We start from the raw sequence: 22,200 nt of genomic DNA, 5'->3' as shown, positions 1-22,200 counted from the left end.
GTCTATCCGAACTGCCGCCAGAGGGCCTTGTCACCCAGACCCTCGACAAAGGCGGCATGCGCCGCTGCCTCCTCCTCTGTCAGACGGGGGGGCAGCGATTTTGGACGGGGGCGAGGGCGCCATTCTCCGCCCGTCGCGGCGTCGGTCCCGGCCGCCGGACCTGAAGACAGCACAAGGTCGGGTTGCCGCCCGCCGACAAGTTCCAGATAGACCTCGGCCAGGATCTCGGAATCGAGGAGCGCGCCGTGCTTTTCGCGCGCCGAGTTGTCGATCCCGAAGCGTCGGCACAGCGCATCCAGCGAGGCGGGCGAGCCCGGAAATTTCTGCCGTGCCATCGCCAGCGTGTCCAGGGCCCGTTCCCACGGGATCGCGGGCAGGCCGACCCAGCCCAGTTCGGCATTCAGGAACTTCATGTCGAAGGCGGCGTTGTGGATCACCAGCCGCGCCTCGGCGACGAATTCCAGGAACTCGGCGGCCACCAGCCGGAACACGGGCTTGTCGCGCAGGAAGTCGTCGCCCAGCCCATGCACCTGGAACGCCTCGGGCGGCATCGGGCGTTCGGGATTGATGTACTGGTGATAGGTCCGCCCCGTGGGCAGGTGGTTCCACAGCTCGACCGCGCCGATTTCCACGATGCGATGGCCTTCGGACGGCTCGAAGCCTGTGGTCTCGGTGTCGAGAACGATCTCACGCATGGTTTTCCCTCAGCTTGTCGAGCAAGGCTTGCACCTCGGCGCGGGTCTGTTCAAGGCTGCGCGTCTCGATGACATGGTCGGCGCGGGCGCGTTTCTCGGCATCGGGCATCTGCCGCGACAGCAGAAGGTCGAATTGCGCCTCGGTCATGCCCGGGCGGGACAAGACGCGGGCGCGCTGCACCTCGGGCGCGGCGGTCACGACCAGCACCGCGTCAAGCCAGTCCTCGGCACCGGTCTCGAACAGCAGGGGGATATCCAGCACCAGCACCGGCGCGTCGGCATGCGCCTTCGTGAACGCTTCCCGGTCGGCGGCTACCAGCGGATGCACCACCGCCTCGATCCGGGCCAGCGCCGATGGATCGCGCCCGATCCAGTCCTTGAGCGTGGCACGGTCCACACCCGCCTGGCCGACCGCGTCGGGGCAAAGCGCGGCAATCGCGGGAATGGCGGCTCCGCCCGGGCCATAGAGCCGGTGAACAGCCGCATCGGCATCCCAGACCGGCACGCCCAGCACGCGGAAGATGTCCGCGGTCGTCGATTTCCCCATCCCGATGGATCCCGTCAGGCCCAGCAGGAAAGGACGCCCGCTCATTCCGCCAGCAACACCGCGCGGGCGGCGGCATCCACCTCGGGACGGCGGCCGAACCAGCGTTCGAAACCGGGCGCGGCCTGGTGCAGCAGCATGCCCAGCCCGTCCACCGCGATGCAGCCCCGCGCCCGCGCCTCGGCGAGGAATGTGGTTTCGAGCGGCGTGTAGACCAGGTCCGAGACCACCGCGCCCGGGCTGAGCGCATCCAGCGGCACGCGGAACTCCGACTTGCCGACCATGCCCAGCGAGGTCGTGTTGACCACGGTCGCCGCGCCCTCGATCATTCCGGCAGCCTGCACCCAGTCATGGATGACGATCTTGGGGCCGAACTCGGCGCGCAGCGCCTCGGCGCGGGATCGGGTGCGGTTGCTGACGCGGATCTCGCGCACCCCCTGTTCGGAGAGCGCCGCGATCACCGCCCGTGCGGCCCCGCCAGCGCCGAGGATCGCGGCCGGCCCCGCCGCCGGATCCCAGCCCGGTGCGCCCTGGCGCAGGTTCTCGATGAAGCCGATTCCGTCGGTATTATCGGCATGCACCTTGCCATCGGCGCGGAAGATCAGCGTGTTCGCCGCCCCGATCAGCGCCGCCCGGTCGGACACCAGATCGGCAAGGCCCAGGATCGTCTCCTTGTGCGGGATGGTCACGTTCACCCCGACGAAACCCATGCGCGGCAGGGCGGCCAAAACCTCCTTCAGGTCGGCCTGTGCGACATCCATGGGAATGTAATAGCCCCGGATCCCGTAGCGTTCCAGCCAGTGCCGATGGAGCAGCGGTGACTTGGAATGGTCAACCGGAGAGCCGATCAGCCCGGCCAGCGGTATCTTTTCACTCATGCCATCAACGCTCCGCGCGTGGTCAGAAAGGTCAGAAGCGGCAGAAGGGGCAACCCCAGGATGTCGAAATAGTCCCCTTCGATGCGCGAGAACAGCCGGATCCCCTCTTCCTCGATCTTGTAGGCGCCGACTGCGTCACGCACGCCATGCCAGTTGCGGTTCAGATAGTCCTCCAGGTAAGCGTCCGAGAAGGGGCGCATGGTCAGCTTGACCCGGCCGACATGGCGCCAGAGCGGCTTGAGGTCGTCATAGACGACGACGGCCGACAGCAATTCATGCGGGGGGGCTCCCCGCAAGGCCCGCAATTGCGCGCGCGCCTCGTCCATCGAGGCGGGCTTGCCCAGGACCCGGCCGCGATGGGCCAGAATCTGATCACAGCCGATCACCAGCGCCTCGGGTGCCTTGGCCGCGGCGCGTTCGGCCTTGAAGGCGGCCAGCGTCTCGGCGATCTCGGCGGGGGCGGCGCCCTCGGCCTCCAGACCGTCGCGGATCGCGGCCTCGTCGACGGCAACCGGCATGGCCTCGAACACCAGACCTGCCCGTTCGAGAAGCTGTCGCCGGATCGGCGAGCCGGAAGCAAGGATCACGCGTTCGGACATCTCGGTAGAACCCTGTGGAAAAGCGTAGGAACGGTTTTCGCATGTGATGGAACAAGCCGCCCCAGAGCCTCCGAGGTGCCGGTCGGTCGGGAAAAAGTCAAGCCAAGGGCCCTGTCGATCCACGGTGGATCGTCGCATCCCGGTCCTGTGAGGGACTCGCCCCGACCGGAACAATCCCCCGACATCCACAGATCCGTATCGGATTAACTATATCTAAAGTATTGTTAAAGATTGGTTTTTATCATGTCTCCCCGATGTCCCGAAGATACCAACACGCTTTTCAACATCCGTGTCCCTGTGGACAGAGTCGGGGAGGGATCGGTAATCCCCACAACCCACAGCCCCTACAGAAACATCATCTTTTCTTTTCTTTCCTTATTCCCTTAGAAGGGGCCCGATCGGATCCTGCGCTGGAGTGAGAGAATGGCCGAGTTCCTGGCGTCCTACTATCCCTGGACCAAGTCGCTGCACATCATCGTGGTGCTGACCTGGATGGCCGGCCTTTTCTACCTGCCCCGGATCTTCGTCTATCACGTCGAACGCGCAGCCGTGGGCAGCGAGACCGACGAGGTTTTCAAGGTCATGGAGATGAAGCTCTACCGCTACATCATGAATCCCTCGATCATCCTGGTCTGGGTGTTCGGCCTTGCGCTGGTCTTTACGCCCGGCATCGTCGACTGGGGATCGGTCTGGCCCTATGCCAAGGGCGCGGCAGTGATCGGGATGACCTGGTTCCACATGTGGCTGGGCCTGCGGCGCAAGGAATTCCTCGCGGGCACCAACACGCGCACCGGGCGCAGCTACCGGATGATGAACGAGGTGCCGACGCTTCTGATGCTCGTGATCGTCTTCGCGGTGGTCCTGAAATTCTGAAAGATTGACTCGGGCCGGTCCGGGTTCTATTGACGTCGGTCAGCGGGCCGTCCGGCCACGCGCATTCCCCTTTTCCGCAAGCCGCGCCTCCGGGTGCCCCTGTCGCGATATTCCCATGACCCAGGAAAGCCTGAACCTCGCCGATCTCAAGGCCAAGAGCCCCAAGGATCTCCTCGCCATGGCCGAGGAACTGGAGATCGAGAACGCCTCGACGATGCGCAAGGGCGAGATGATGTTCTCGATCCTGAAGGAGCGTGCCGAGGAAGGGTGGGAAATCTCGGGCCAGGGCGTGCTCGAGGTGTTGCAGGACGGCTTCGGCTTCCTGCGCTCGCCCGAGGCGAACTATCTGCCCGGTCCCGACGACATCTATGTCTCGCCCGACATGATCCGGCAGCATTCATTGCGCACCGGCGACACGGTCGATGGCGTCATGGTCGCTCCGCGCGAGAACGAGCGCTATTTCGCGATCACCAAGGTCACGCGCATCAATTTCGAGGATCCCGACCGCGCGCGGCACAAGATCAACTTCGACAACCTGACGCCGCTCTATCCCGACGAGCGGCTGAAGATGGAAATCGAGGATCCGACGATCAAGGACCGCTCGGCCCGGATCATCGACCTGGTGGCCCCCATCGGCAAGGGTCAGCGCGCCCTGATCGTTGCGCCGCCGCGCACCGGCAAGACGGTGCTGTTGCAGAACATCGCCCATTCGATCGAGACGAACCACCCCGAGACCTATCTGATCGTCCTGCTGATCGACGAACGCCCCGAAGAGGTGACCGACATGCAGCGTTCCGTGAAGGGCGAGGTCATTTCCTCGACCTTCGACGAGCCTGCAACACGTCACGTCGCGGTGGCCGAGATGGTGATCGAAAAGGCCAAGCGTCTGGTCGAGCACAAGCGAGATGTTGTTATCCTTCTGGACTCGATCACAAGACTTGGTCGTGCGTTCAACACCGTGGTGCCGTCCTCAGGCAAGGTGCTGACCGGTGGTGTGGACGCCAACGCCCTGCAACGCCCGAAACGGTTCTTCGGTGCCGCGCGCAATATCGAGGAGGGCGGGTCGCTCACCATCATCGCGACGGCGCTGATCGACACCGGTAGCCGCATGGACGAGGTGATCTTCGAAGAGTTCAAGGGCACCGGCAACTGCGAGATCGTTCTGGACCGCAAGGTGGCGGACAAGCGCGTCTTCCCGGCGATGGACATCCTGAAATCCGGCACGCGGAAAGAGGATCTTCTGGTGGATCAGAAGGATCTGCAAAAGACCTTCGTTCTGCGGCGTATCCTGAACCCGATGGGCACGACCGACGCCATCGAGTTCCTGATCTCCAAGCTCAAGCAGACCAAGACCAATTCCGAATTCTTCGATTCGATGAACACCTGAGGGCTGCGCCCGGAGGTGACCAATGGACACGATCTTCGCTCTGGCGACGGCGCGCGGAAAGGCCGGCGTGGCCGTCATCCGCGTTTCCGGTCCGCAGGCGCCGAACGCGGCCCGCGCGCTGGCAGGGACCCTGCCGTCCGCGCGGCTGGCCGGGCTGCGCCGATTGGTCGATGCGCAGGGCGAGGTGCTGGATAGCGCGCTGGTCCTGCGCTTCGAAAAGGGGGCCAGTTTCACCGGCGAAGACGTGGTCGAACTGCATTGCCATGGCAGCCCGGCGACCGTGACCGCGCTGTTGCGGACATTGGGCGAAATGGATGGCCTGCGCATGGCCGAGCCTGGCGAATTCACCCGCCGTGCGCTGGAGAACGGCGTGCTCGATCTTGCCCAGGTCGAAGGGTTGGGCGATCTGCTGGAGGCCGAGACCGAGGCGCAGCGGCGGCAGGCCTTGCGCGTTCTGTCCGGGGCGCTGGGTGAAAAGGCGGAGGGTTGGCGCGCGGCATTGATCCGGGCCGCGGCCTTGCTCGAGGCGGTGATCGACTTTGCAGACGAGGATGTGCCCGTCGATGTGACGCCCGAAGTGGCGGATCTCTTGCAAGGCGTCGCCCGCTCGCTGAACACCGAAATTGCCGGGGTCGCAGCGGCCGAGCGCATCCGCGATGGGTTCGAGGTCGCCATCGTCGGTCCGCCGAATGCCGGAAAATCGACGCTTCTGAACCATCTGGCCGGACGCGAGGCGGCGATCACGTCGGAACATGCGGGAACCACGCGGGATGTGATCGAGGTTCGGATGGACCTGAATGGCCTGCCCGTGACGATCCTCGACACGGCCGGGCTGCGCGACAGTGCCGATGCGGTCGAGACGATCGGAATCGAACGTGCGATTGCCCGGGCGCGGAGTGCCGATCTGCGTGTCTTTCTCCTGGACGAGGCCGGGCGCATCGAGGGGTTGGAACCGGCGCCCGGGGATATCGTCGTGCGGGGCAAGGCGGATCTGGTCGGGGCTGGGCAGTTCGCGGTGTCCGGCAAGACGGGCGAGGGCGTTGGCGATCTGGTCGCGCGGATCACCGCATTCCTCGAAACCCGCGCGGCCCGTGCCGAAACCGCCACGCGGGAGCGGCATCGTCTGGCGATGCTTCGCGCAGGCGAATCTATTGCCGAGGCGCAGAATCGGCTATCGCTGGGGATGGACGCGGCGGAACTGGCCGCCGAGGATCTGCACCGTGCAATTCGTGCTCTTGATTCCCTTGTCGGCCGTGTCGATGTGGAGCAGGTGCTGGACGAGATCTTCGCGCGGTTCTGCCTGGGGAAGTGAGGAGTGTTTCACGTGAAACATTGCGACTTCGATGTCGTTGTCGTGGGGGGCGGTCATGCCGGGGCCGAGGCCGCCCATGCCGCCGCGCGCCTTGGCGTCCGGGTCGCGCTGATCACGCTGCGCCGCGACGCGATTGGCGTGATGTCCTGCAATCCGGCGATCGGCGGGCTGGGCAAGGGCCATCTGGTGCGCGAGGTCGATGCGCTGGACGGAATCATGGGACAGGCCGCGGATCGCGCGGGCATCCAGTTCCGTCTGTTGAACCGCCGCAAGGGGCCGGCCGTGCAGGGGCCACGCGCCCAGGCTGACCGGCGGGCCTATCGCGAGGCCGTTCAGGCGGCGCTGTCCGCCGTGCCGAACCTGACGATTCTCGAGGCGGAGGTTGCGGACCTGATCGAAGCCGCCGGGCGGATCGTCGGTCTCCGCCTTGCGGATGGGGCGGAGATCGCCGCGGGCGCGGTCGTTCTGACCACAGGCACTTTCCTGCGCGGAGTTATCCATATCGGCGACCGGCAGGTCCCGGGCGGTCGGATGGGCGACCGTCCATCCGTGCCATTGGCCGAAAGGATCGACAGTTTCGGCCTGCCGCTGGGTCGGCTCAAGACGGGCACGCCGCCGCGCCTGGATGGCCGCACGATTGACTGGGATCGTCTGGAGGGTCAGCCCGGCGACCAAGAGCCGGTGCTTTTCTCTTTTCTTTCCAAAGAGCTGCGCCTGCCGCAAGTCTCCTGCGGTATCACCCACACCAATGCGCAAACGCATGAGATCATCCGGCAGAACCTGTCGCGCTCGGCGATGTATGGGGGGCATATCGAAGGGGTCGGGCCGCGCTATTGCCCCTCGATCGAGGACAAGATCGTGCGGTTCGCCGAGAAGGACTCGCATCAGATCTTCCTCGAACCCGAGGGGCTGGACGATCCGACCGTCTATCCCAACGGTATCTCGACCTCGCTCCCCGAAGAGGTGCAGCAGGCCTATGTCCGCTCCATCGCCGGGCTTGAGAACGCGGTGATCCTGCAACCCGGTTACGCGATCGAGTATGATTATGTCGATCCCCGCGCGCTGCGCAGCACGCTGGAATTGCGCGACGTGCCGGGGCTGTATCTTGCCGGGCAGATCAACGGCACCACGGGCTATGAAGAGGCCGCGGCGCAGGGGCTGGTCGCGGGGCTGAATGCTGCGCGCCATGTGCGGGGCGAGGGCCCGGCGCAATTCACCCGGACAAGCAGCTATATCGGCGTGATGATCGACGATCTCGTGACCCGCGGCGTCAGCGAACCCTACCGGATGTTCACCTCGCGGGCCGAGTTCCGGCTGTCCTTGCGGGCCGACAATGCCGATCAGCGGCTGACCCCGCTGGGTCTGGAACTGGGGTGCATCGGGGAAGAGCGCGCGCAGGTCTTTGCTGACAAGATGGAGCGGATGGCGCGGGTGCGGGGACAATTGGACGCCATGTCGCTCACGCCGCGCGAGATATCGGCGGCCGGAATCAGGGTGAATGCCGATGGAAACCGGCGCAGCGGCTTCGACCTGCTGGCCTTTCCTGACGTCCGCTTTGCGGATCTCCTGGCGCTGGACCCATCCCTTGCAGCGGTGGATGCAGAGGTTGCGGCCCAGCTGGAGCGGGACGCGCTTTATGCGAATTACATCCGCCGTCAGGAACAGGACGTGCAGGCGATGCGGCGCGACGAGGCGCATGCCTTGCCGAATGATTTCCCCTATGACCGGATCGACGGGTTGTCGAACGAGTTGAAGGGCAAGTTGATGGCGGCCCAACCGGAAACCCTGGCGCAGGCGGCGCGACTCGAGGGGATGACACCGGCCGCCCTGACGCTGATCCTTGCCCGGTTGCGGCAGATCGACCGGCGCTCGGCATGATGGCGTCGCCCGGGGGGATTTCCGATGTTTCACGTGAAACATCGGACCGGCTTGACCACCTTGCTGCTCTGCTGCGGAAGTGGAACCCGGCGATCAACCTGGTTTCGCGCGCAACGCTCGACGTTCTGGAAATCCGACATATCGTTGATTCCGCGCAGCTTTTCGGACATTTACCGAATGGCGCACGACGCTGGACCGACTTGGGCAGCGGCGGCGGCTTTCCCGGCCTGGTCATCGCGATCCTCGCCGCCCAAGGCGCGCCGGATCTGGCGGTTGACCTGATCGAAAGCGATCAGCGCAAGGCCGTGTTCCTGCGGACGGCGGCGCAGGAGCTTGGTCTTGATAATGTGACCGTTTTCGCAAGCCGGATCGAGACCGTGCCATCGCGACAGGCGGACGTGATCTCGGCACGCGCCCTGGCGCCGTTGAGCCAGCTTCTGGACTTTGCCGACCGGCATCTGGCGCATGGCGGGATCGCGCTTTTTCCCAAAGGCGCGCGCCATGACGAAGAACTGGACGAGGCGCTTGTATCCTGGCGGTTCGAAGTTCAGAAGATCCCCAGCACGACCGACCCCCAGGCCGTCATCCTGAAAATCGGAGGCATCGCCCGTGTCTGATCCGACGCGTCCCAAAGGCCCGAAGATCATTGCCGTGGCCAACCAGAAGGGCGGCGTCGGCAAGACCACGACCGCGATCAACCTGGCCGCCGCGCTGGTCGAAGAGGGCCGCAAGGCGCTGATCGTCGATATCGACCCGCAGGGCAACGCCTCGACCGGGCTGGGGATCGAGGCCGGACAGCGCGCGCGCACCACCTATGACCTGCTGCTGGAAGAGGCACCGCTGGATCAGATCGTGGTGAAGACCGAGATCGACGGCCTGTTGATCGCGCCCGGAACCACCGATCTCAGCTCGGCCGATATCGAGATGGTCGCGAATGAAAAGCGCAGTTTCCTGCTGCATGACGCGTTGCGCCAGCCCGCGATCGACGCCTATGGGTTGGATTTCGTGCTGATCGATTGCCCGCCCTCGCTGAACCTGCTGACGGTGAACGCGATGGTTGCCGCGCATTCGGTTCTGGTGCCGCTGCAAAGCGAGTTCTTCGCGCTCGAGGGGCTGTCGCAACTCATGCTGACGATTCGCGAGCTGCGCCAGACCGCGAATCCCTCGCTGCGAATCGAGGGGGTCGTGATGACAATGACCGACCGCCGCAACAACCTGTCCCAGCAGGTCGAGAATGACGCGCGGGCCTATCTGGGGGATCTGGTATTCCAGACCGTGATTCCGCGGAACGTGCGGGTGAGTGAAGCGCCATCGTTTTCGATGCCGGTGTTGAGCTACGATCCCATGTCCAAGGGCGCGCAGGCCTACCGGGCCTTGGCACGCGAGATATTGGGGTTTAAACCAGCGGTAACCGCATGATGTTGGGAGATTGCCGATGACCCTGAAGAACACGGGCAAGCGGGGCCTCGGCCGGGGTCTGTCGGCGCTGATGGCGGATGTGCAGATCGACCCCGTGCCGGAGCGGGGCGAGGCGCCGCGCGGCAAGCCCGACCAGATCGTGACGCTCGACCTGCTGGAACCGAATCCGGACCAGCCGCGGCGGCAATTCTCGGACGAGGCGTTGCAGGAGCTCGCCGCCTCGATTCGCGAGAAGGGTGTAATTCAGCCCCTCATCGTCCGCCCCAGCAAGCGGACCGAGGGGCGATTCGAGATCGTGGCGGGCGAACGCCGCTGGCGGGCCTGCCAGATGGCGCAGACCCACGAGGTTCCGGTGATCGTGCGCGACCTCGACGATATCGAGGTGCTGGAAATCGCGATCATCGAGAATATCCAGCGCGCCGACCTGAACGCGGTCGAAGAGGCGATGGGCTATCGCCAACTGATGGACCGGTTCGGCCACACCCAGGACAAGGTGGCCGAGGCGCTGGGCAAGAGCCGCAGCCATATCGCCAACCTGTTGCGGCTGCTGCAACTGCCCGAAGAGGTGCTGGACCATGTTCGTCATGGGCGGATGAGCGCGGGCCATGCGCGGGCGCTGATCACCACCGAAAACCCGGTGCGGCTGGCGCAAGAGGTCATCGCGGGCGGGCTGTCGGTGCGCGAGACCGAGAAACTGGCCAAGCGCACGGCCGATCCGCCCAGCGCGCCGCGCAAGGCGGGCGGGGCGGCGGAAAAGGATGCCGATACCCGCGCGCTGGAACAGGATCTGTCGGCCAATCTGGGGATGAAGGTCTCGATCGAGCATTCCGCCGACGGCTCGGGGCGGCTGGTGATCGGCTATCGCAGTCTCGACGATCTGGACCGGCTTTGCGGCGCGCTGAGTTCCGCGCGCGGCAGCGACTTCGGCTAGGGCAGGTCAGTCCGGCAGAAGCTCGCGGATCACCGCGTTCAGCACCGCGCGACCGGCATCTGTGGTCCGCAAGCGGTCGCCCTCGCATCGGATCAGGCCAAGCGCCTCTAGCCCTGCGATCCGGCTGGCGTCCAGCGGCTGCCCGGCAAGGCGCTGATACCGCACAAGGGATAGCCCCTCGGTCAGCCGCATCCCCATCATGAGGTATTCCGTGGCCTGTTCCTGCGGGGAAAGCGCTGTCCGCGGCGCCTCGCCATGCCCGTCGCGCGCCACACGGTCCAGCCACTCGGCCGGGGCAAGTGGTGTTTCCGTTGCCCAGCGCTGCCCGTCCAACGTAAGGCGGCCATGGGCGCCGGGGCCGATCCCGGCATAATCGCCATAGCGCCAATAGATCAGGTTGTGGCGCGACTCTGCGCCGGGGCGGGCGTGGTTCGACACCTCATAGGCGGGCAGGCCAGCGGCGGCGCAGATCTCCTGCGTGGCCAGATACATGTCGGCGGCGCGGTCGTCATCGGGAAGGCCGCGCAGCCCGCCCCGTGCGTGCCGGTCGCCGAAGGCCGTGCCGGGCTCGATCGTCAGCTGGTAAAGCGACAGGTGATCGACGGCCATCGCCAGCGCCTGACCAAGTTCCGCCTGCCAATCGGCCAGAGTCTGGTCCTGCCTTGCATAGATCAGGTCGAAACTCACCCGCTCGAACGTGCTGCGCGCGATGTCGAAGGCGGCGCGCGCCTCGGCGGCAGAGTGCAACCGGCCCAGGCGGTGCAGATCGGCATCGTTCAGTGCCTGCACGCCCAGCGATACCCGGCTCACGCCCGCATCGCGATAGCCGGCGAACCGGCCCGCCTCGACCGAGCCGGGATTGGCCTCCAGCGTCACTTCCATGTCGTTCGCGCAGGGCCATGTCGCGCGCACGGTGTCCAGGATCGCGGCCACCAGGTCGGGTGCCATCAGGCTGGGCGTGCCGCCGCCGAAAAAGACGCTGTTCAGCGTGCGCGAGCCGGTTTCTGCGCCGATGCGGCGGATCTCGGACAGGTAGGCGCGTTGCCATTCGCCCATGTCGATGCTGGCCGCGACATGGGAGTTGAAGTCGCAATAGGGGCATTTCGACAGGCAGAACGGCCAGTGGACATAAAGCCCGAAGCCGCCCGCCTGCCAGTCCTCAGCCGCCAATGGCCTGCACCAGTTTTTCGAAGGCGCGGCCGCGATGGCTGATCCGGTTCTTTGCCCAGCGGTCCATCTGGGCAAAGGTCACGTCGAACCCGTCGGGCTGAAAGATCGGGTCATAGCCATGCCCCTGATCGCCGCGGCCGGGCCAGACGATGCGGCCGGGAACCTCGCCCACGAAGACCTCGTCCTGCCCATCGGGCCAGGCGAGGACAAAGGTGCAGGAAAACCGCGCGGAGTAGGGCGCTGGCGTCCCGGTTGCCTGAAGCTCGCGCCAGACCCGTTCCATCGCCATTCCGAAGTCACGACCAGACCCTGTTTCGGCCCAATCCGCCGTATGCACCCCCGGCGCACCGCCCAGCGCATCGACCGAAAGTCCGCTGTCATCGGCCAGGGCGGGCAGGCCGGTTGCCCTGGCGGCGGCATGGGCCTTGATCCGGGCATTGCCGATGAAACTGTCCTCGGTCTCGGGGGGTTCGGGCAGGTTCATCTCGGCCGCGCCGACCACGGAAATGCCGTGCGGCTCCAGCAGATGCGCGATCTCGTCCAGCTTGCCCCGGTTATGGGTCGCCACCAGCAGCCGGTTGCCCGTGAAACGGCGCATCGCTCAGGCTCCGACCGCGGCCCTTTGCGCCGCGACCAGCTGGGCGACACCGGCATCGGCCAGCCCCAGCAGCTTGTCCATCTGCTCGCGCGTGAAGGTGGCGCCCTCGGCTGACATCTGCACCTCGATCAGCCGACCCGAGCCGGTCATCACGAAATTCCCGTCGACGCCCGCCTCGCTGTCCTCGGGATAGTCCAGATCCAGCACGGCTTGTCCGGCATAGATCCCGCAGGACACCGCCGCGACCGGATCGGTCATCGGGTCCGAGATCACTTCGCCGGTCTTCATCAGCTTGTTCACCGCCAGCCGCAGCGCGACCCAGCCGCCGGTGATCGCCGCGCAGCGGGTGCCGCCATCGGCCTGGATCACGTCGCAATCGACGGTGATCTGCCGCTCGCCCAGCGCGACCCGGTCGACACCGGCCCGCAAGGACCGCCCGATCAGCCGCTGGATTTCCACCGTGCGCCCGCCCTGCTTGCCCGCCGACGCCTCGCGCCGCATCCGCGTCGTGGTCGCGCGCGGCAGCATCCCGTATTCCGCCGTCACCCAGCCAAGGCCCGAGTTCTTCATGAAGGGCGGCACGCGCTCTTCCAGAGAGGCGGTGCACAGCACATGGGTATCGCCGATCCGGATCAGGCACGACCCTTCGGCATGTTTCGTCACGCCGGTCTCGATTGAAACGGGGCGCATTTCGCTTACATCACGACCAGACGGGCGCATGGGATATCCTCTCTCGGGTTCGGCGCTTTGCTCCCATGAGAGGGGCCATGATGCAAGCCCGATTGACGCAAGCGCGACCTGTCCTTTAATTGCTCCGCCTCTCAGGAAAGCTGCCCAAGGTGACCGAAACCCCGAGACTTCTCGACGAGATGAACGACCGCTCGCGCGAGGTGTTCCGCCGCGTGGTCGAGGGCTATCTGGAAACCGGCGATCCGGTCGGCTCGCGCACGCTGACCCGCAGCATGAGCGAGAAGGTCAGCGCCGCCACCATCCGCAACGTGATGCAGGATCTGGAATTCCTGGGACTGCTGGACAGCCCGCATGTCTCGGCCGGGCGGATACCGACGCAGCTGGGCCTGCGCATGTTTGTCGATGGCCTGCTGGAGATGCGCGAACTCGAGAGCGAGGATCGAGAAAAGATCGACGCGACGCTGGGCAGCAACGAACGCGATGTGGGCGTGATGCTGGACCGGGTCGGCGCGGCGCTGTCGGGCGTGACGCGGGGGGCGTCGCTGGTCCTGGCGCCGAAATACGAGGCGCCGATCAAGCATATCGAGTTCGTGAGCCTTGCCCCCGATCGGGCGCTGACGGTTCTGGTCTTTGCCGATGGCCATGTCGAGAATCGCATCTTCCAGCCCGCGCCGGGCCAGACGCCGTCCTCGATGCGCGAAGCGGCGAATTTCCTGAACGCCCTGGCCGCCGGCAAGACGCTCAGCGAGTTGCGCGACGTGATGCAGGTCGAGATCGCGCGCCGTCGCCGCGAGTTGAACGAACTGGCCCGCGTGATGGTCGAGGCCGGGCTTGCCGTCTGGGAGAACGAGGGTGAGCCGCATGAGCGGCTGATCGTGCGTGGCCGGGCGAATCTGCTGGCCGACAGCGCCGAGGCCGAGGAACTGGACCGCATCCGCACCCTGTTCGACGATCTGGAACGCAAGCGCGACATCGTCGAGTTCCTTGAGCTTGCCGAGGAAGGCGAGGGCGTGCGCATCTTCATCGGCTCCGAAAACAAGCTTTTTTCACTTTCGGGTTCCTCTCTGGTGGTCTCTCCATATATGAACGCTGACCGGAAGATCATCGGAGCCGTTGGCGTGATCGGGCCGACCCGGCTGAACTACGGGCGGATCGTGCCCATCGTGGACTATACGGCACAGCTGGTCGGAAAGCTGATTTCCGACCGGGGCAAGGGATAAGGCATGGCACAACCAGAAAAGACCGACATCGAGATCGACGATATCGCCGAGGATGCCGCGGCCGAGGGGCTGGCGCCCGAGGCCGAGATCGAGGCCCTGCGCGCCGAGCGCGACGAGCTGCGCGACCGTTTCATGCGGGCGCTGGCCGATGCCGAGAACTCGCGCAAGCGGGCCGACCGCGACCGGCGCGAGGCCGAGAATTACGGCGGGGCCAAGTTCGCCCGCGACATCCTGCCGGTCTATGACCACCTGTCGCGCGCGCTGGATATCGTGACCGAGGAACAGCGCGAGGCGCAGAAGGCGTTCCTCGAAGGTGTGGAACTCACGCTTCGCGAATTGCTGAACGTGTTCTCCAAGCACGGGATCGAGCGGATCTCGCCCGAACCCGGCGACCCGTTCGACCCGCAGCAGCACCAGGCCATGTTCGAGGCGCCGGTCCCCGGCACCAGGGCGGGCGAGATCATCCAGGTGATGACCGTGGGCTTCATGCTGCATGACCGGTTGCTGCGGCCCGCGCAGGTCGGCGTTTCGTCCTCGCCCGCGTCCTAGTCGCCGCGGGCAAGCGCCTTCAGCTCGTAGACCAGTTCCAGCGCCTGTTTCGGTGTCAGCTCGTCGGGATGCACCCCGGCGAGCCTTTCTTCGAGCGGCGAGGGGGCCTTCGGGGCAGCAGCGGGCGCTGTGCTGCGCGTGGCCGAGAACAGCGGCAGGTCGTCGATCAGCGCAATCTGCGGCCGGCCGCCCTCGCGCTCGCCGCGTTCCAGCGTGTCCAGAACGGTGCGGGCGCGGTCGATCACCGTCTCGGGCAACCCGGCCAGGCGCGCGACCTGCACGCCATAGGACCGGTCCGCCGCCCCCTTGCGCACCTCGTGCAGGAAGATCACGTCGCCCTGCCATTCCTTGACCGCCACGGTCGCGTTCTCGACCCCCGCCAGCCGGTGCGCCAGCGCGGTCAGTTCATGGTAATGGGTGGCGAACAGCGCGCGGCAGCGGTTCGCGTCATGCAGATGTTCCAGCGTCGCCCAGGCGATCGACAGCCCGTCCCAGGTCGCCGTGCCGCGCCCGATCTCGTCCAGGATCACCAATGCGCGGTCATCGGCCTGGTTCAGGATCGCGGCGGTTTCCACCATCTCGACCATGAAGGTCGACCGCCCCCGCGCCAGATCGTCGGACGCGCCGACCCGGCTGAACAATTGCGAGACCAGCCCGATATGGGCGCGGGCCGCAGGCACGAAACTGCCCGCCTGCGCCAAGAGCGCGATCAGCGCGTTCTGGCGCAGGAAGGTCGATTTCCCCGCCATGTTCGGCCCCGTCAGCAGCCAGATCGCTGCGCCCTCCGCACCATCCGACAGCGCGCAGTCATTGGCGACAAAGGGTGTGCCGCCCTGCCGCCGCAACGCCCGCTCCACGACCGGATGCCGCCCGCCCTCGATCGCGAAGGCGCGGCTGTCATCCACCTTGGGCTCGCACCAGTCCTCGCCCCGGGCAAGGTCGGCCAGCGCTGCCGCTAGGTCGATCTCGGCCAGCGCCGCGGCGGCCTGTGCGACGGGCCCGGCCTTGGCCAGAATGGCGGCTTTCAGGCCGTCATAGAGCCGCTTTTCGATCTCCAGCGCCCGGTTGCCCGCGTTCAGGATGCGGGTTTCCAGTTCGGACAGTTCGACCGTGGTGAACCGCACCGCATTCGCGGTGGTCTGGCGGTGGATGAAGCGTTCCGACATGGGGGGCGACAGCATCCGCTCGGCATGGGTGGCGGTGACCTCGATGAAATAGCCCAGCACGTTGTTGTGCTTGACCTTCAGCGACCCGATCCCGGTTTCCCTCGTGAACTCGGCCTGCATCGCCGCTATCACCCCGCGCCCCTCGTCGCGCAGCTTCCGCGCCTCATCCAGCTCGGCATCGTGGCCCGGCGCGATGAAGCCGCCATCGCGGGTCAGAAGCGGCGGTTCGGCGATCAGCGCGGCGTCCAGCAGATCGTGCAGGTCGTCATGGCCCAGAAGCGCCCCGCGCGCCTCGGCCAGCAGCCCCGGCAGATCGCCCGACAGGTGCAAGGCCACCGCGCCCGCCTGCGCCAGACCGTTGCGGATCGCCGCCAGATCGCGCGGGCCGCCCCGGTCCAGCGCAAGGCGGGACAGCGCGCGGTCCATGTCGGGGCATCTCCGCAATGCATCGCGCAGCGCATTGCAAAGCCCCGCATCCTCGACCAGCAAGCGCAACGCCGCCAGCCGGGCGTGGATCGTGGCCAGATCCCGCGAGGGGCTGGAGATCCGTCGTTCCAGCAGCCGCGCGCCCGGCGCGGTCACGGTGCGGTCGATGGCGTGCAGCAGGCTGCCGTCGCGCCCGCCCGACAGGCTGGCGGTCAGCTCCAAGTTGCGCCGCGTCGCCGCGTCGATCTGTACGCTGCCGCCCGCAGCCTCGCGCACCGGCGGGCGCAGCAGCGGCAGCTTGCCCTTCTGGGTGATCTCCAGGTAATCGACCAGCGCGCCCATGGCCGACAGTTCCGCCCGGCCGAAGGCGCCGAACCCGTCCAGCGTGTCCACCCCGAACAACGCGGCCAACCGTTTTTCGGCCGACATGCTGTCAAAACTCGCCCGCGAGAGCGGCGTCAGCGCGGCGCCGGATTCAGTCACTATCTCGGCCCAACCCGGCTCGAACGGATCGCTCAGCAGCACCTCGCGCGGGGTCAGCCGGGCCAGTTCCGGCCCCAGCCGGACCGGCGGGCAGTCCGTCACCCGGAAGGCACCTGTCGAGATATCGACCCAGGCCAGCGCCCCCGCGCCCCGCATCTCGGCAAAGGCCGCGAGGAAATTGTGCCGCCGGGCTTCCAGCAGCGACTCCTCGGTCAGCGTGCCGGGGGTGACCAGCCGCACCACGTCGCGTTTCACGACCGCCTTGGAGCCGCGCTTCTTCGCCTCGGCCGGATTCTCCAGTTGCTCGCAGACCGCGACGCGAAACCCCTTGCGGATCAGGGTCAGCAGGTAGCTTTCGGAAGAATGGACCGGCACGCCGCACATCGGGATGTCCTGTCCCTGATGCTTGCCGCGTTTCGTCAGCGCGATGTCCAGCGCCTCGGCCGCCGCCACGGCGTCGTCAAAGAACATCTCGTAGAAATCGCCCATCCGGTAGAACAACAGCGCCCCGGGATGCGCCGCCTTTATCTCCAGATATTGCGCCATCATCGGCGTGACGCTGCCCGGCGCGCTATCCAACAGACCCTCCCGCATTGCTGGTTCGGCGGGACACTAGACAAGAGCCCCTGCAAGGGGAAGCGCCATTGCCGGTGGCGCAAGGCCCGCCTTTCGTCGGTTGTCGCGTCCGAGACCCCATTGTAATGTCCGCGGGTTCGAGGAGGAGGCCCGTGGCATCCGATATGCTGATTGTCGAAAAGCCCCTGCAATTGAAGGGGCAGCAACCGATTGCACATGGCAACCGGCGTGCGATCTATCCTGTCGAGGACCATCCGGGGATCCTCGTCAAGGTGCTGCTGAGCGCCAGCGCCCAGAGGCGGGTCATGCCCGCCAAGCGCCTTCTCCGGCAGCTTTTCCCGTCGCTGGCCTATCGCTTCCTGTTCCGCGAATACGCCTGCTACCTGCGCGCCAAGATCGCGCAATCCGACGATTCCGGACCGCTTCCGATCTCCGAACTGCGCGGGCTTGTGCAGACGGATCTGGGGCTGGGGATGATCGTCGAGAATGTCTGCGACCGTGACGGAAATCCGGGCCCGACCTTGCGCCGCTTGCTGGCCTCTGGCGCGTTCGACGCGCGGCATCTCGAGTTGTTGAACAATTTCGTACGCCGCATCTACACCCTGCACATCCGCGCCAACGACCTCAACCCCGGCAATATCGTTCTGGGCCATCGCGGCGGAGTGGAGCAATTCGTCCTGATCGACGGTCTGGGCGACAGTCACCTGATCCCGGTCAGGTCCTGGGCCCGCTGGATGAATACCCGAAGCCTCAACCGCCGTTTCGCGGCCCTTACGAATCCCGGCCGACTGGTTTGGGATGTCGGCACCCGCGAATTCCGCCTGCCCCAAAGTCGTGAAGGAACTGCCCTTTGAGCAACAACAACCGCGTCACCCCCGAAGAGGCGCTGAGCTACCATATCGAGCCCGTTCCGGGGAAATACGAGATCGTGGCCACCAAGCCCATGACCACGCAGCGGGATCTGAGCCTGGCCTATTCCCCCGGCGTCGCGGTGCCCGTGCAGGCGATCGCGGACGCACCCGGAACCGCCTATGACTACACCACCAAGGGCAACATGGTGGCGGTGATCTCGAACGGCACGGCGATCCTTGGCATGGGCAATCTGGGCGCGCTGGCCGCCAAGCCGGTGATGGAGGGCAAGGCGGTCCTGTTCAAGCGGTTCGCCGACGTGAACGCCATCGACATCGAACTGGACAGCGAGGATCCCGAGGAGCTCATCCGCGCCATCAAGCTAATGGGGCCGACCTTCGGGGGCATCAACCTCGAGGATATCAAGGCACCGGAATGTTTCATCATCGAGCAGCGGCTCAAGGAAGAGATGGACATTCCCGTTTTCCACGACGACCAGCACGGAACGGCGGTGATCTGTGCGGCGGGGCTGATCAACGCGCTGCACCTGACCGGCAAGAAGATCGAGGACTGCCGGATCGTCCTGAACGGGGCGGGGGCGGCGGGCATCGCCTGCCTGGAACTGATCAAGGCGATGGGGGCGAAGCACGACAACTGCATCGCCTGCGATACCAAGGGCGTGATCTGGCAGGGCCGCACCGAGGGCATCAACCAGTGGAAATCGGCCCATGCGGCGAACACGGACGCCCGCACGCTGGAAGAGGCGATGGTGGGCGCCGACGTCTTCCTGGGCGTCAGCGTCAAGGGCGCGGTGACGCCCGAAATGCTGGCCTCGATGGCGGACAACCCCGTGATCTTCGCCATGGCCAACCCCGACCCCGAGATCACGCCCGAAGAGGCGCATGCGATCCGGCCCGATGCGATCGTGGCCACCGGGCGGTCCGACTACCCCAACCAGGTGAACAACGTCCTGGGCTTTCCCTATCTCTTCCGCGGCGCGCTGGACATCCATGCCCGCGCCATCAATGACGAGATGAAGATCGCCTGCGCCGAAGCCCTGGCCGAGCTTGCCCGCGAGGACGTGCCCGACGAGGTCGCCATGGCCTATGGTAAGAAGCTGAGCTTCGGGCGCGACTACATCATCCCGACGCCCTTTGACCCGCGGCTGATCTACACGATCCCGCCCGCCGTCGCCCGCGCGGGCATGGACACGGGCGCGGCGCGGCGCCCGATCGTCGACATGGACACCTACCGCCACAACCTCAAGGCGCGGATGGACCCCACGGCGTCCGTGCTGTCGGGGATCGCCGCGCGGGCCAAGGCGGCGCAGGCCCGGATGATCTTTGCCGAGGGCGACGATGAGCGCGTGCTGCGCGCTGCGGTCGCCTATCAACGGTCCGGCTATGGCAAGGCGCTGGTCGTGGGCCGCGAACATGACGTCAAGGAAAAGCTGAAACAGGCCGGGCTGGGAGATGCCTATCGCGAGCTCGAGGTGGTGAACGCCGCCAACACGCGCCACCTTGAGTCCTATCGCGCGTTCCTTTACCAGCGGCTGCAGCGCAAGGGCTTCGACACCCACGACATCCACCGGCTGGCGACGCGCGACCGGCATGTGTTCTCGGCGCTGATGCTGGCGCATGGCCATGGCGATGCGCTGGTGACGGGCGCGACCCGCAAGTCCGCCCATGTGCTGGAACTCATCAACCACGTCTTCGACGCTAGGGCGCAGGACGGGGCGGTCGGCGTGACCGCGCTGCTGAACAAGGGCAAGATCGTCTTCATCGCCGACACGCTGGTGCATGAATGGCCCGAGCCCGAGGACCTTGCCACCATCGCCGAGCGGGCGGCGGATGTTGCGCGCAGCTTGGGTCTGGAACCCCGTGTCGCCTTCCTGTCGTTCTCGACCTTCGGCTATCCGGTGTCCGAGCGCGCGACCAAGATGCACATGGCGCCCCAGGTGCTGGACCGGCGCGGCGTCGATTTCGAGTATGACGGCGAAATGACCGTGGACGTCGCCCTGAACCCCGCGGCGATGGCCCGATATCCGTTCTGCCGCCTGACGGGCCCCGCCAACATCCTCGTGATGCCGGCGCGCCACTCGGCCTCGATCTCGGTCAAGCTGATGCAGGAGATGGCGGGGGCCACGGTGATCGGGCCGATCCTTGCGGGTGTCGACAAGCCGATCCAGGTCTGCGGCACCGTCTCGACGGTGAACGACATCCTGAACATGGCGCTTCTGGCCGCCTGCGAGGTCGGCTAGTGACGGTCTACTGCCTGGGCTCGATCAACGCGGACCATGTCTACGCGGTCCCGCATCTGCCCGCGCCGGGCGAAACCCTTGCCGCCACCGGCCTGACGCGCGGTCTGGGCGGCAAGGGCGCGAACCAGTCGGTCGCCGCGGCACGGGCAGGGGCCCGCGTGGTCCATATCGGCGCGGTCGGCGCGGATGGCGACTGGGCGGTGCAGCGGCTGGCGCGCTTCGGGGTCGAGACCGATCACATCGCGATCTGCGACGCGCCCACGGGCCATGCGATCATCAATGTCGCACCCGATGGCGAGAATGCCATCGTGATCCTGCCCGGTGCGAACATGCAGCAGGATGCTGGCCGGATCGCCGACGCGCTGGCGGGGGCGGGGCGGGACGACACGCTTCTCCTCCAGAACGAAACCTCGCACCAGGCCGAGGCGGCCGCTCTGGCCACCGCTTCAGGGTTGCGCGTGGTCTATTCCGCCGCGCCCTTCGATCTGGCGGCGCTGGGCGCTGTCCTGCCGCATCTGTCGCTTCTGGTGCTCAACGCGGTCGAGGACGCCCAGATGCGCGCCGCACCGGGCCGGATCGACGGGCCAGAGATCATCGTCACCGATGGCCCACGCGGCGCGGTCTGGCGGTTCGACGGCCGGACCCTCTCGATGCCCGCTTTCCCGGTAACCCCGGTCGATACCACCGGGGCGGGCGACTGTTTAATCGGTTCGCTCGTCGCGGCGCTGGATCGCGGCCTCACCCGTCCCGAGGCGCTGCGCTATGCCAGCGCCGCCGCCGCAATCCAGATCACCCGCCCGGGCACCGCCGACGCCATGCCACCACGCGCAGAGGTCGAGGCGTTCCTCGCCCGCGCCTAGGATCCGGCAAAGGGCGCGGCATCGCCCCAAAGCGCGCGAACCCGCGCGTCGCGCCCGCAGCCCTCGCGATACAGCTTGTAGGCCTCGGCCTTGGATTTCGGGCCGAAGCGGGTGATCACGATGTCCCGCTTGCGGTAATAATCCTGATGATACTCCTCGGCCGGATAGAAGGGCGCGGCCTCCAGGATCGGCGTCACCACCGATTGCCCCAATGCGGCCTGCGCCTCGGCCTTGGCAGTCTCGGCAACCCGCCTTTCCGCCGGATCAGAGACGAAAACCGCCGTCCGATAGCTCTCGCCCCGATCACAGAACTGGCCCCCCGCATCGGTCGGATCGACCGAGCGGAAGTACAGCGACAGGATCTGCTCATAGCTGATCACCTGCGGGTCATAGACGATGCGGACCGCCTCGTAATGCCCGGTGCCGCCCGCGGTGACCTGCCGATAGGTCGGGTTCGCCACCGTCCCGCCGGTATAGCCCGACACGACCTCCGCCACCCCCGCGACCCGTTCGAAATCGGCCTCGACGCACCAGAAACATCCCCCCGCCACGATCGCGGTCTGCATCTCGCCCGCCTGCGCCCCCGGATGCCTGACGGTCAGGCCCAGAACGATTGCTGCCGCCAGCACCAGCGGCTTGAGAGTGTCACGCATGCGCATCTTTCCCGGACTCCTTCCGGGCGAAAGGATAAGCCCGGTTCAGGCCATCCCGAAAGCCACAAGCCCGTGACCATGCGTGCGGAGGGCACAGGTGACCCGGGCGCACCCTGTCCCCCTCCTTCTTCTGGCCTCAAATATCCCGGGGGTCCGGGGGCAGCGCCCCCGGCGGGGGGGGGGG

Annotated in this window: 21 protein-coding genes; 12 read left to right on the top strand and 9 right to left on the bottom strand. The window is 66.4% G+C overall.

Going from position 1 to position 22,200, the window contains the following annotated elements; genetic code table 11:
- Positions 1-2 precede the first annotated feature (2 nt).
- From dnaQ to NHN26_RS00795, 4 genes are read right to left on the bottom strand one after another with little or no spacing between them, the layout of a single operon-like run.
- On the bottom strand, positions 3-695 hold the full coding sequence (dnaQ, locus tag NHN26_RS00810; RefSeq protein ID WP_253087630.1) for a DNA polymerase III subunit epsilon: 693 nt from the start codon (positions 693-695) through the stop codon (positions 3-5).
- Positions 688-1,287: a dephospho-CoA kinase gene (gene coaE / locus NHN26_RS00805; RefSeq protein WP_253087629.1), complete on the bottom strand. Its 600-nt coding sequence runs from the start codon at positions 1,285-1,287 to the stop codon at positions 688-690. Before coaE ends, dnaQ begins: the two co-directional genes overlap by 8 nt.
- Complete coding sequence (locus NHN26_RS00800; protein WP_253087628.1) at positions 1,284-2,117, bottom strand: shikimate dehydrogenase; 834 nt, start codon at positions 2,115-2,117, stop codon at positions 1,284-1,286. Before NHN26_RS00800 ends, coaE begins: the two co-directional genes overlap by 4 nt.
- Positions 2,114-2,716 (bottom strand): Maf family protein, encoded by a 603-nt coding sequence (locus tag NHN26_RS00795; RefSeq protein WP_253087627.1) that lies wholly within the window; start codon positions 2,714-2,716, stop codon positions 2,114-2,116. The genes NHN26_RS00800 and NHN26_RS00795 overlap by 4 nt, the downstream gene beginning before the upstream one ends.
- 423 nt (positions 2,717-3,139) lie before the next feature.
- Between NHN26_RS00795 and NHN26_RS00790 the strand changes: the two genes are divergently transcribed.
- The 7 genes from NHN26_RS00790 to NHN26_RS00760 all read left to right on the top strand — a co-directional run bounded on the left by NHN26_RS00790 (position 3,140) and on the right by NHN26_RS00760 (position 10,516).
- Entirely contained in the window at positions 3,140-3,589 is a 450-nt protein-coding gene (locus NHN26_RS00790; RefSeq protein WP_132696029.1) for a CopD family protein, read from the top strand.
- A 115-nt stretch (positions 3,590-3,704) separates the two neighbouring features.
- A complete protein-coding gene (gene rho / locus NHN26_RS00785; protein ID WP_253087626.1) occupies positions 3,705-4,976 on the top strand; it encodes a transcription termination factor Rho in 1,272 nt (423 codons plus the stop codon).
- 22 nt (positions 4,977-4,998) lie between these two features.
- On the top strand, positions 4,999-6,288 hold the full coding sequence (gene mnmE, locus NHN26_RS00780) for a tRNA uridine-5-carboxymethylaminomethyl(34) synthesis GTPase MnmE (protein ID WP_253087625.1): 1,290 nt from the start codon (positions 4,999-5,001) through the stop codon (positions 6,286-6,288).
- Between the two features lie 12 nt (positions 6,289-6,300).
- On the top strand, positions 6,301-8,166 hold the full coding sequence (gene mnmG / locus NHN26_RS00775; protein ID WP_253087624.1) for a tRNA uridine-5-carboxymethylaminomethyl(34) synthesis enzyme MnmG: 1,866 nt from the start codon (positions 6,301-6,303) through the stop codon (positions 8,164-8,166).
- Positions 8,163-8,783 carry a 16S rRNA (guanine(527)-N(7))-methyltransferase RsmG gene (gene rsmG / locus NHN26_RS00770; RefSeq protein ID WP_435594156.1) on the top strand — a complete coding sequence of 207 codons (621 nt, stop codon included), beginning with the start codon at positions 8,163-8,165 and terminating at the stop codon, positions 8,781-8,783. Before mnmG ends, rsmG begins: the two co-directional genes overlap by 4 nt.
- Positions 8,776-9,585 (top strand): ParA family protein, encoded by an 810-nt coding sequence (locus NHN26_RS00765; protein ID WP_253087623.1) that lies wholly within the window; start codon positions 8,776-8,778, stop codon positions 9,583-9,585. The genes rsmG and NHN26_RS00765 overlap by 8 nt, the downstream gene beginning before the upstream one ends.
- Positions 9,586-9,601: 16 nt before the next feature.
- Positions 9,602-10,516: a ParB/RepB/Spo0J family partition protein gene (locus NHN26_RS00760; protein ID WP_253087622.1), complete on the top strand. Its 915-nt coding sequence runs from the start codon at positions 9,602-9,604 to the stop codon at positions 10,514-10,516.
- A gap of 6 nt (positions 10,517-10,522) precedes the next feature.
- On the opposite strand, the gene hemW is transcribed toward NHN26_RS00760, so the two are convergent.
- Genes hemW through rph form a run of 3 tightly spaced genes read right to left on the bottom strand, consistent with a single transcriptional unit; the run spans position 10,523 to position 13,004 of the window.
- Positions 10,523-11,686 (bottom strand): radical SAM family heme chaperone HemW, encoded by a 1,164-nt coding sequence (hemW, locus tag NHN26_RS00755; RefSeq protein WP_253087621.1) that lies wholly within the window; start codon positions 11,684-11,686, stop codon positions 10,523-10,525.
- Positions 11,676-12,284 carry an RdgB/HAM1 family non-canonical purine NTP pyrophosphatase gene (rdgB, locus tag NHN26_RS00750; protein ID WP_253087620.1) on the bottom strand — a complete coding sequence of 203 codons (609 nt, stop codon included), beginning with the start codon at positions 12,282-12,284 and terminating at the stop codon, positions 11,676-11,678. The genes hemW and rdgB overlap by 11 nt, the downstream gene beginning before the upstream one ends.
- Before the next feature lie 3 nt (positions 12,285-12,287).
- Positions 12,288-13,004, bottom strand: coding sequence for a ribonuclease PH (gene rph, locus NHN26_RS00745; RefSeq protein WP_253087619.1), 717 nt, complete (start codon positions 13,002-13,004; stop codon positions 12,288-12,290).
- A 149-nt stretch (positions 13,005-13,153) separates the two neighbouring features.
- On the opposite strand from rph, the gene hrcA reads away from it, so the two are divergent.
- Together hrcA and NHN26_RS00735 are read left to right on the top strand one after the other, a co-directional pair.
- A complete protein-coding gene (gene hrcA, locus NHN26_RS00740) occupies positions 13,154-14,194 on the top strand; it encodes a heat-inducible transcriptional repressor HrcA (protein ID WP_290442766.1) in 1,041 nt (346 codons plus the stop codon).
- A 3-nt stretch (positions 14,195-14,197) separates the two neighbouring features.
- The gene (locus tag NHN26_RS00735) at positions 14,198-14,743 is read left to right on the top strand and encodes a nucleotide exchange factor GrpE (RefSeq protein WP_253087618.1); all 546 of its coding nucleotides are present in this window, start codon (positions 14,198-14,200) and stop codon (positions 14,741-14,743) included.
- Here the strand turns inward: NHN26_RS00735 and mutS are convergent.
- Entirely contained in the window at positions 14,740-17,367 is a 2,628-nt protein-coding gene (gene mutS, locus NHN26_RS00730; RefSeq protein WP_253087950.1) for a DNA mismatch repair protein MutS, read from the bottom strand. The two genes, NHN26_RS00735 and mutS, sit on opposite strands and share 4 nt — an antisense overlap.
- 179 nt (positions 17,368-17,546) lie before the next feature.
- On the opposite strand from mutS, the gene NHN26_RS00725 reads away from it, so the two are divergent.
- From NHN26_RS00725 to NHN26_RS00715, 3 genes are read left to right on the top strand one after another with little or no spacing between them, the layout of a single operon-like run.
- Positions 17,547-18,248, top strand: coding sequence for a YrbL family protein (locus tag NHN26_RS00725; RefSeq protein WP_253087617.1), 702 nt, complete (start codon positions 17,547-17,549; stop codon positions 18,246-18,248).
- Entirely contained in the window at positions 18,245-20,503 is a 2,259-nt protein-coding gene (locus NHN26_RS00720; RefSeq protein ID WP_253087616.1) for an NADP-dependent malic enzyme, read from the top strand. The genes NHN26_RS00725 and NHN26_RS00720 overlap by 4 nt, the downstream gene beginning before the upstream one ends.
- Positions 20,503-21,363, top strand: a complete 861-nt coding sequence (locus tag NHN26_RS00715; RefSeq protein ID WP_253087615.1) for a ribokinase — start codon at positions 20,503-20,505, stop codon at positions 21,361-21,363. The genes NHN26_RS00720 and NHN26_RS00715 overlap by 1 nt, the downstream gene beginning before the upstream one ends.
- On the opposite strand, the gene msrA is transcribed toward NHN26_RS00715, so the two are convergent.
- Positions 21,360-22,016, bottom strand: coding sequence for a peptide-methionine (S)-S-oxide reductase MsrA (msrA, locus tag NHN26_RS00710; protein ID WP_435594155.1), 657 nt, complete (start codon positions 22,014-22,016; stop codon positions 21,360-21,362). The genes NHN26_RS00715 and msrA overlap by 4 nt on opposite strands.
- Positions 22,017-22,200 lie beyond the last annotated feature (184 nt).

Source organism: Rhodovulum tesquicola (genome assembly GCF_024128855.1).
Taxonomy (GTDB): domain Bacteria; phylum Pseudomonadota; class Alphaproteobacteria; order Rhodobacterales; family Rhodobacteraceae; genus Rhodovulum; species Rhodovulum tesquicola.
The sequence above is the reverse complement of the archived record's forward strand: the minus strand, read 5'-3'. Positions and strand labels throughout refer to the sequence as shown.

Bases quoted from the DNA above. Each gene is read 5' to 3' on its own strand.
- rho (WP_253087626.1), top strand. From the start codon at position 3,705: ATGACCCAGGAAAGCCTGAACCTCGCCGATCTCAAGGCCAAGAGCCCC.
- NHN26_RS00735 (WP_253087618.1), top strand. From the start codon at position 14,198: ATGGCACAACCAGAAAAGACCGACATCGAGATCGACGATATCGCCGAG.
- dnaQ (WP_253087630.1), bottom strand. From the start codon at position 695: ATGCGTGAGATCGTTCTCGACACCGAGACCACAGGCTTCGAGCCGTCC.
- rsmG (WP_435594156.1), top strand. From the start codon at position 8,163: ATGATGGCGTCGCCCGGGGGGATTTCCGATGTTTCACGTGAAACATCG.
- mutS (WP_253087950.1), bottom strand. From the start codon at position 17,367: ATGATGGCGCAATATCTGGAGATAAAGGCGGCGCATCCCGGGGCGCTG.
- rdgB (WP_253087620.1), bottom strand. From the start codon at position 12,284: ATGCGCCGTTTCACGGGCAACCGGCTGCTGGTGGCGACCCATAACCGG.
- msrA (WP_435594155.1), bottom strand. From the start codon at position 22,016: ATGCGTGACACTCTCAAGCCGCTGGTGCTGGCGGCAGCAATCGTTCTG.
- rph (WP_253087619.1), bottom strand. From the start codon at position 13,004: ATGCGCCCGTCTGGTCGTGATGTAAGCGAAATGCGCCCCGTTTCAATC.
- NHN26_RS00790 (WP_132696029.1), top strand. From the start codon at position 3,140: ATGGCCGAGTTCCTGGCGTCCTACTATCCCTGGACCAAGTCGCTGCAC.
- coaE (WP_253087629.1), bottom strand. From the start codon at position 1,287: ATGAGCGGGCGTCCTTTCCTGCTGGGCCTGACGGGATCCATCGGGATG.
- NHN26_RS00795 (WP_253087627.1), bottom strand. From the start codon at position 2,716: ATGTCCGAACGCGTGATCCTTGCTTCCGGCTCGCCGATCCGGCGACAG.
- NHN26_RS00760 (WP_253087622.1), top strand. From the start codon at position 9,602: ATGACCCTGAAGAACACGGGCAAGCGGGGCCTCGGCCGGGGTCTGTCG.
- NHN26_RS00800 (WP_253087628.1), bottom strand. From the start codon at position 2,117: ATGAGTGAAAAGATACCGCTGGCCGGGCTGATCGGCTCTCCGGTTGAC.
- mnmE (WP_253087625.1), top strand. From the start codon at position 4,999: ATGGACACGATCTTCGCTCTGGCGACGGCGCGCGGAAAGGCCGGCGTG.
- hrcA (WP_290442766.1), top strand. From the start codon at position 13,154: ATGAACGACCGCTCGCGCGAGGTGTTCCGCCGCGTGGTCGAGGGCTAT.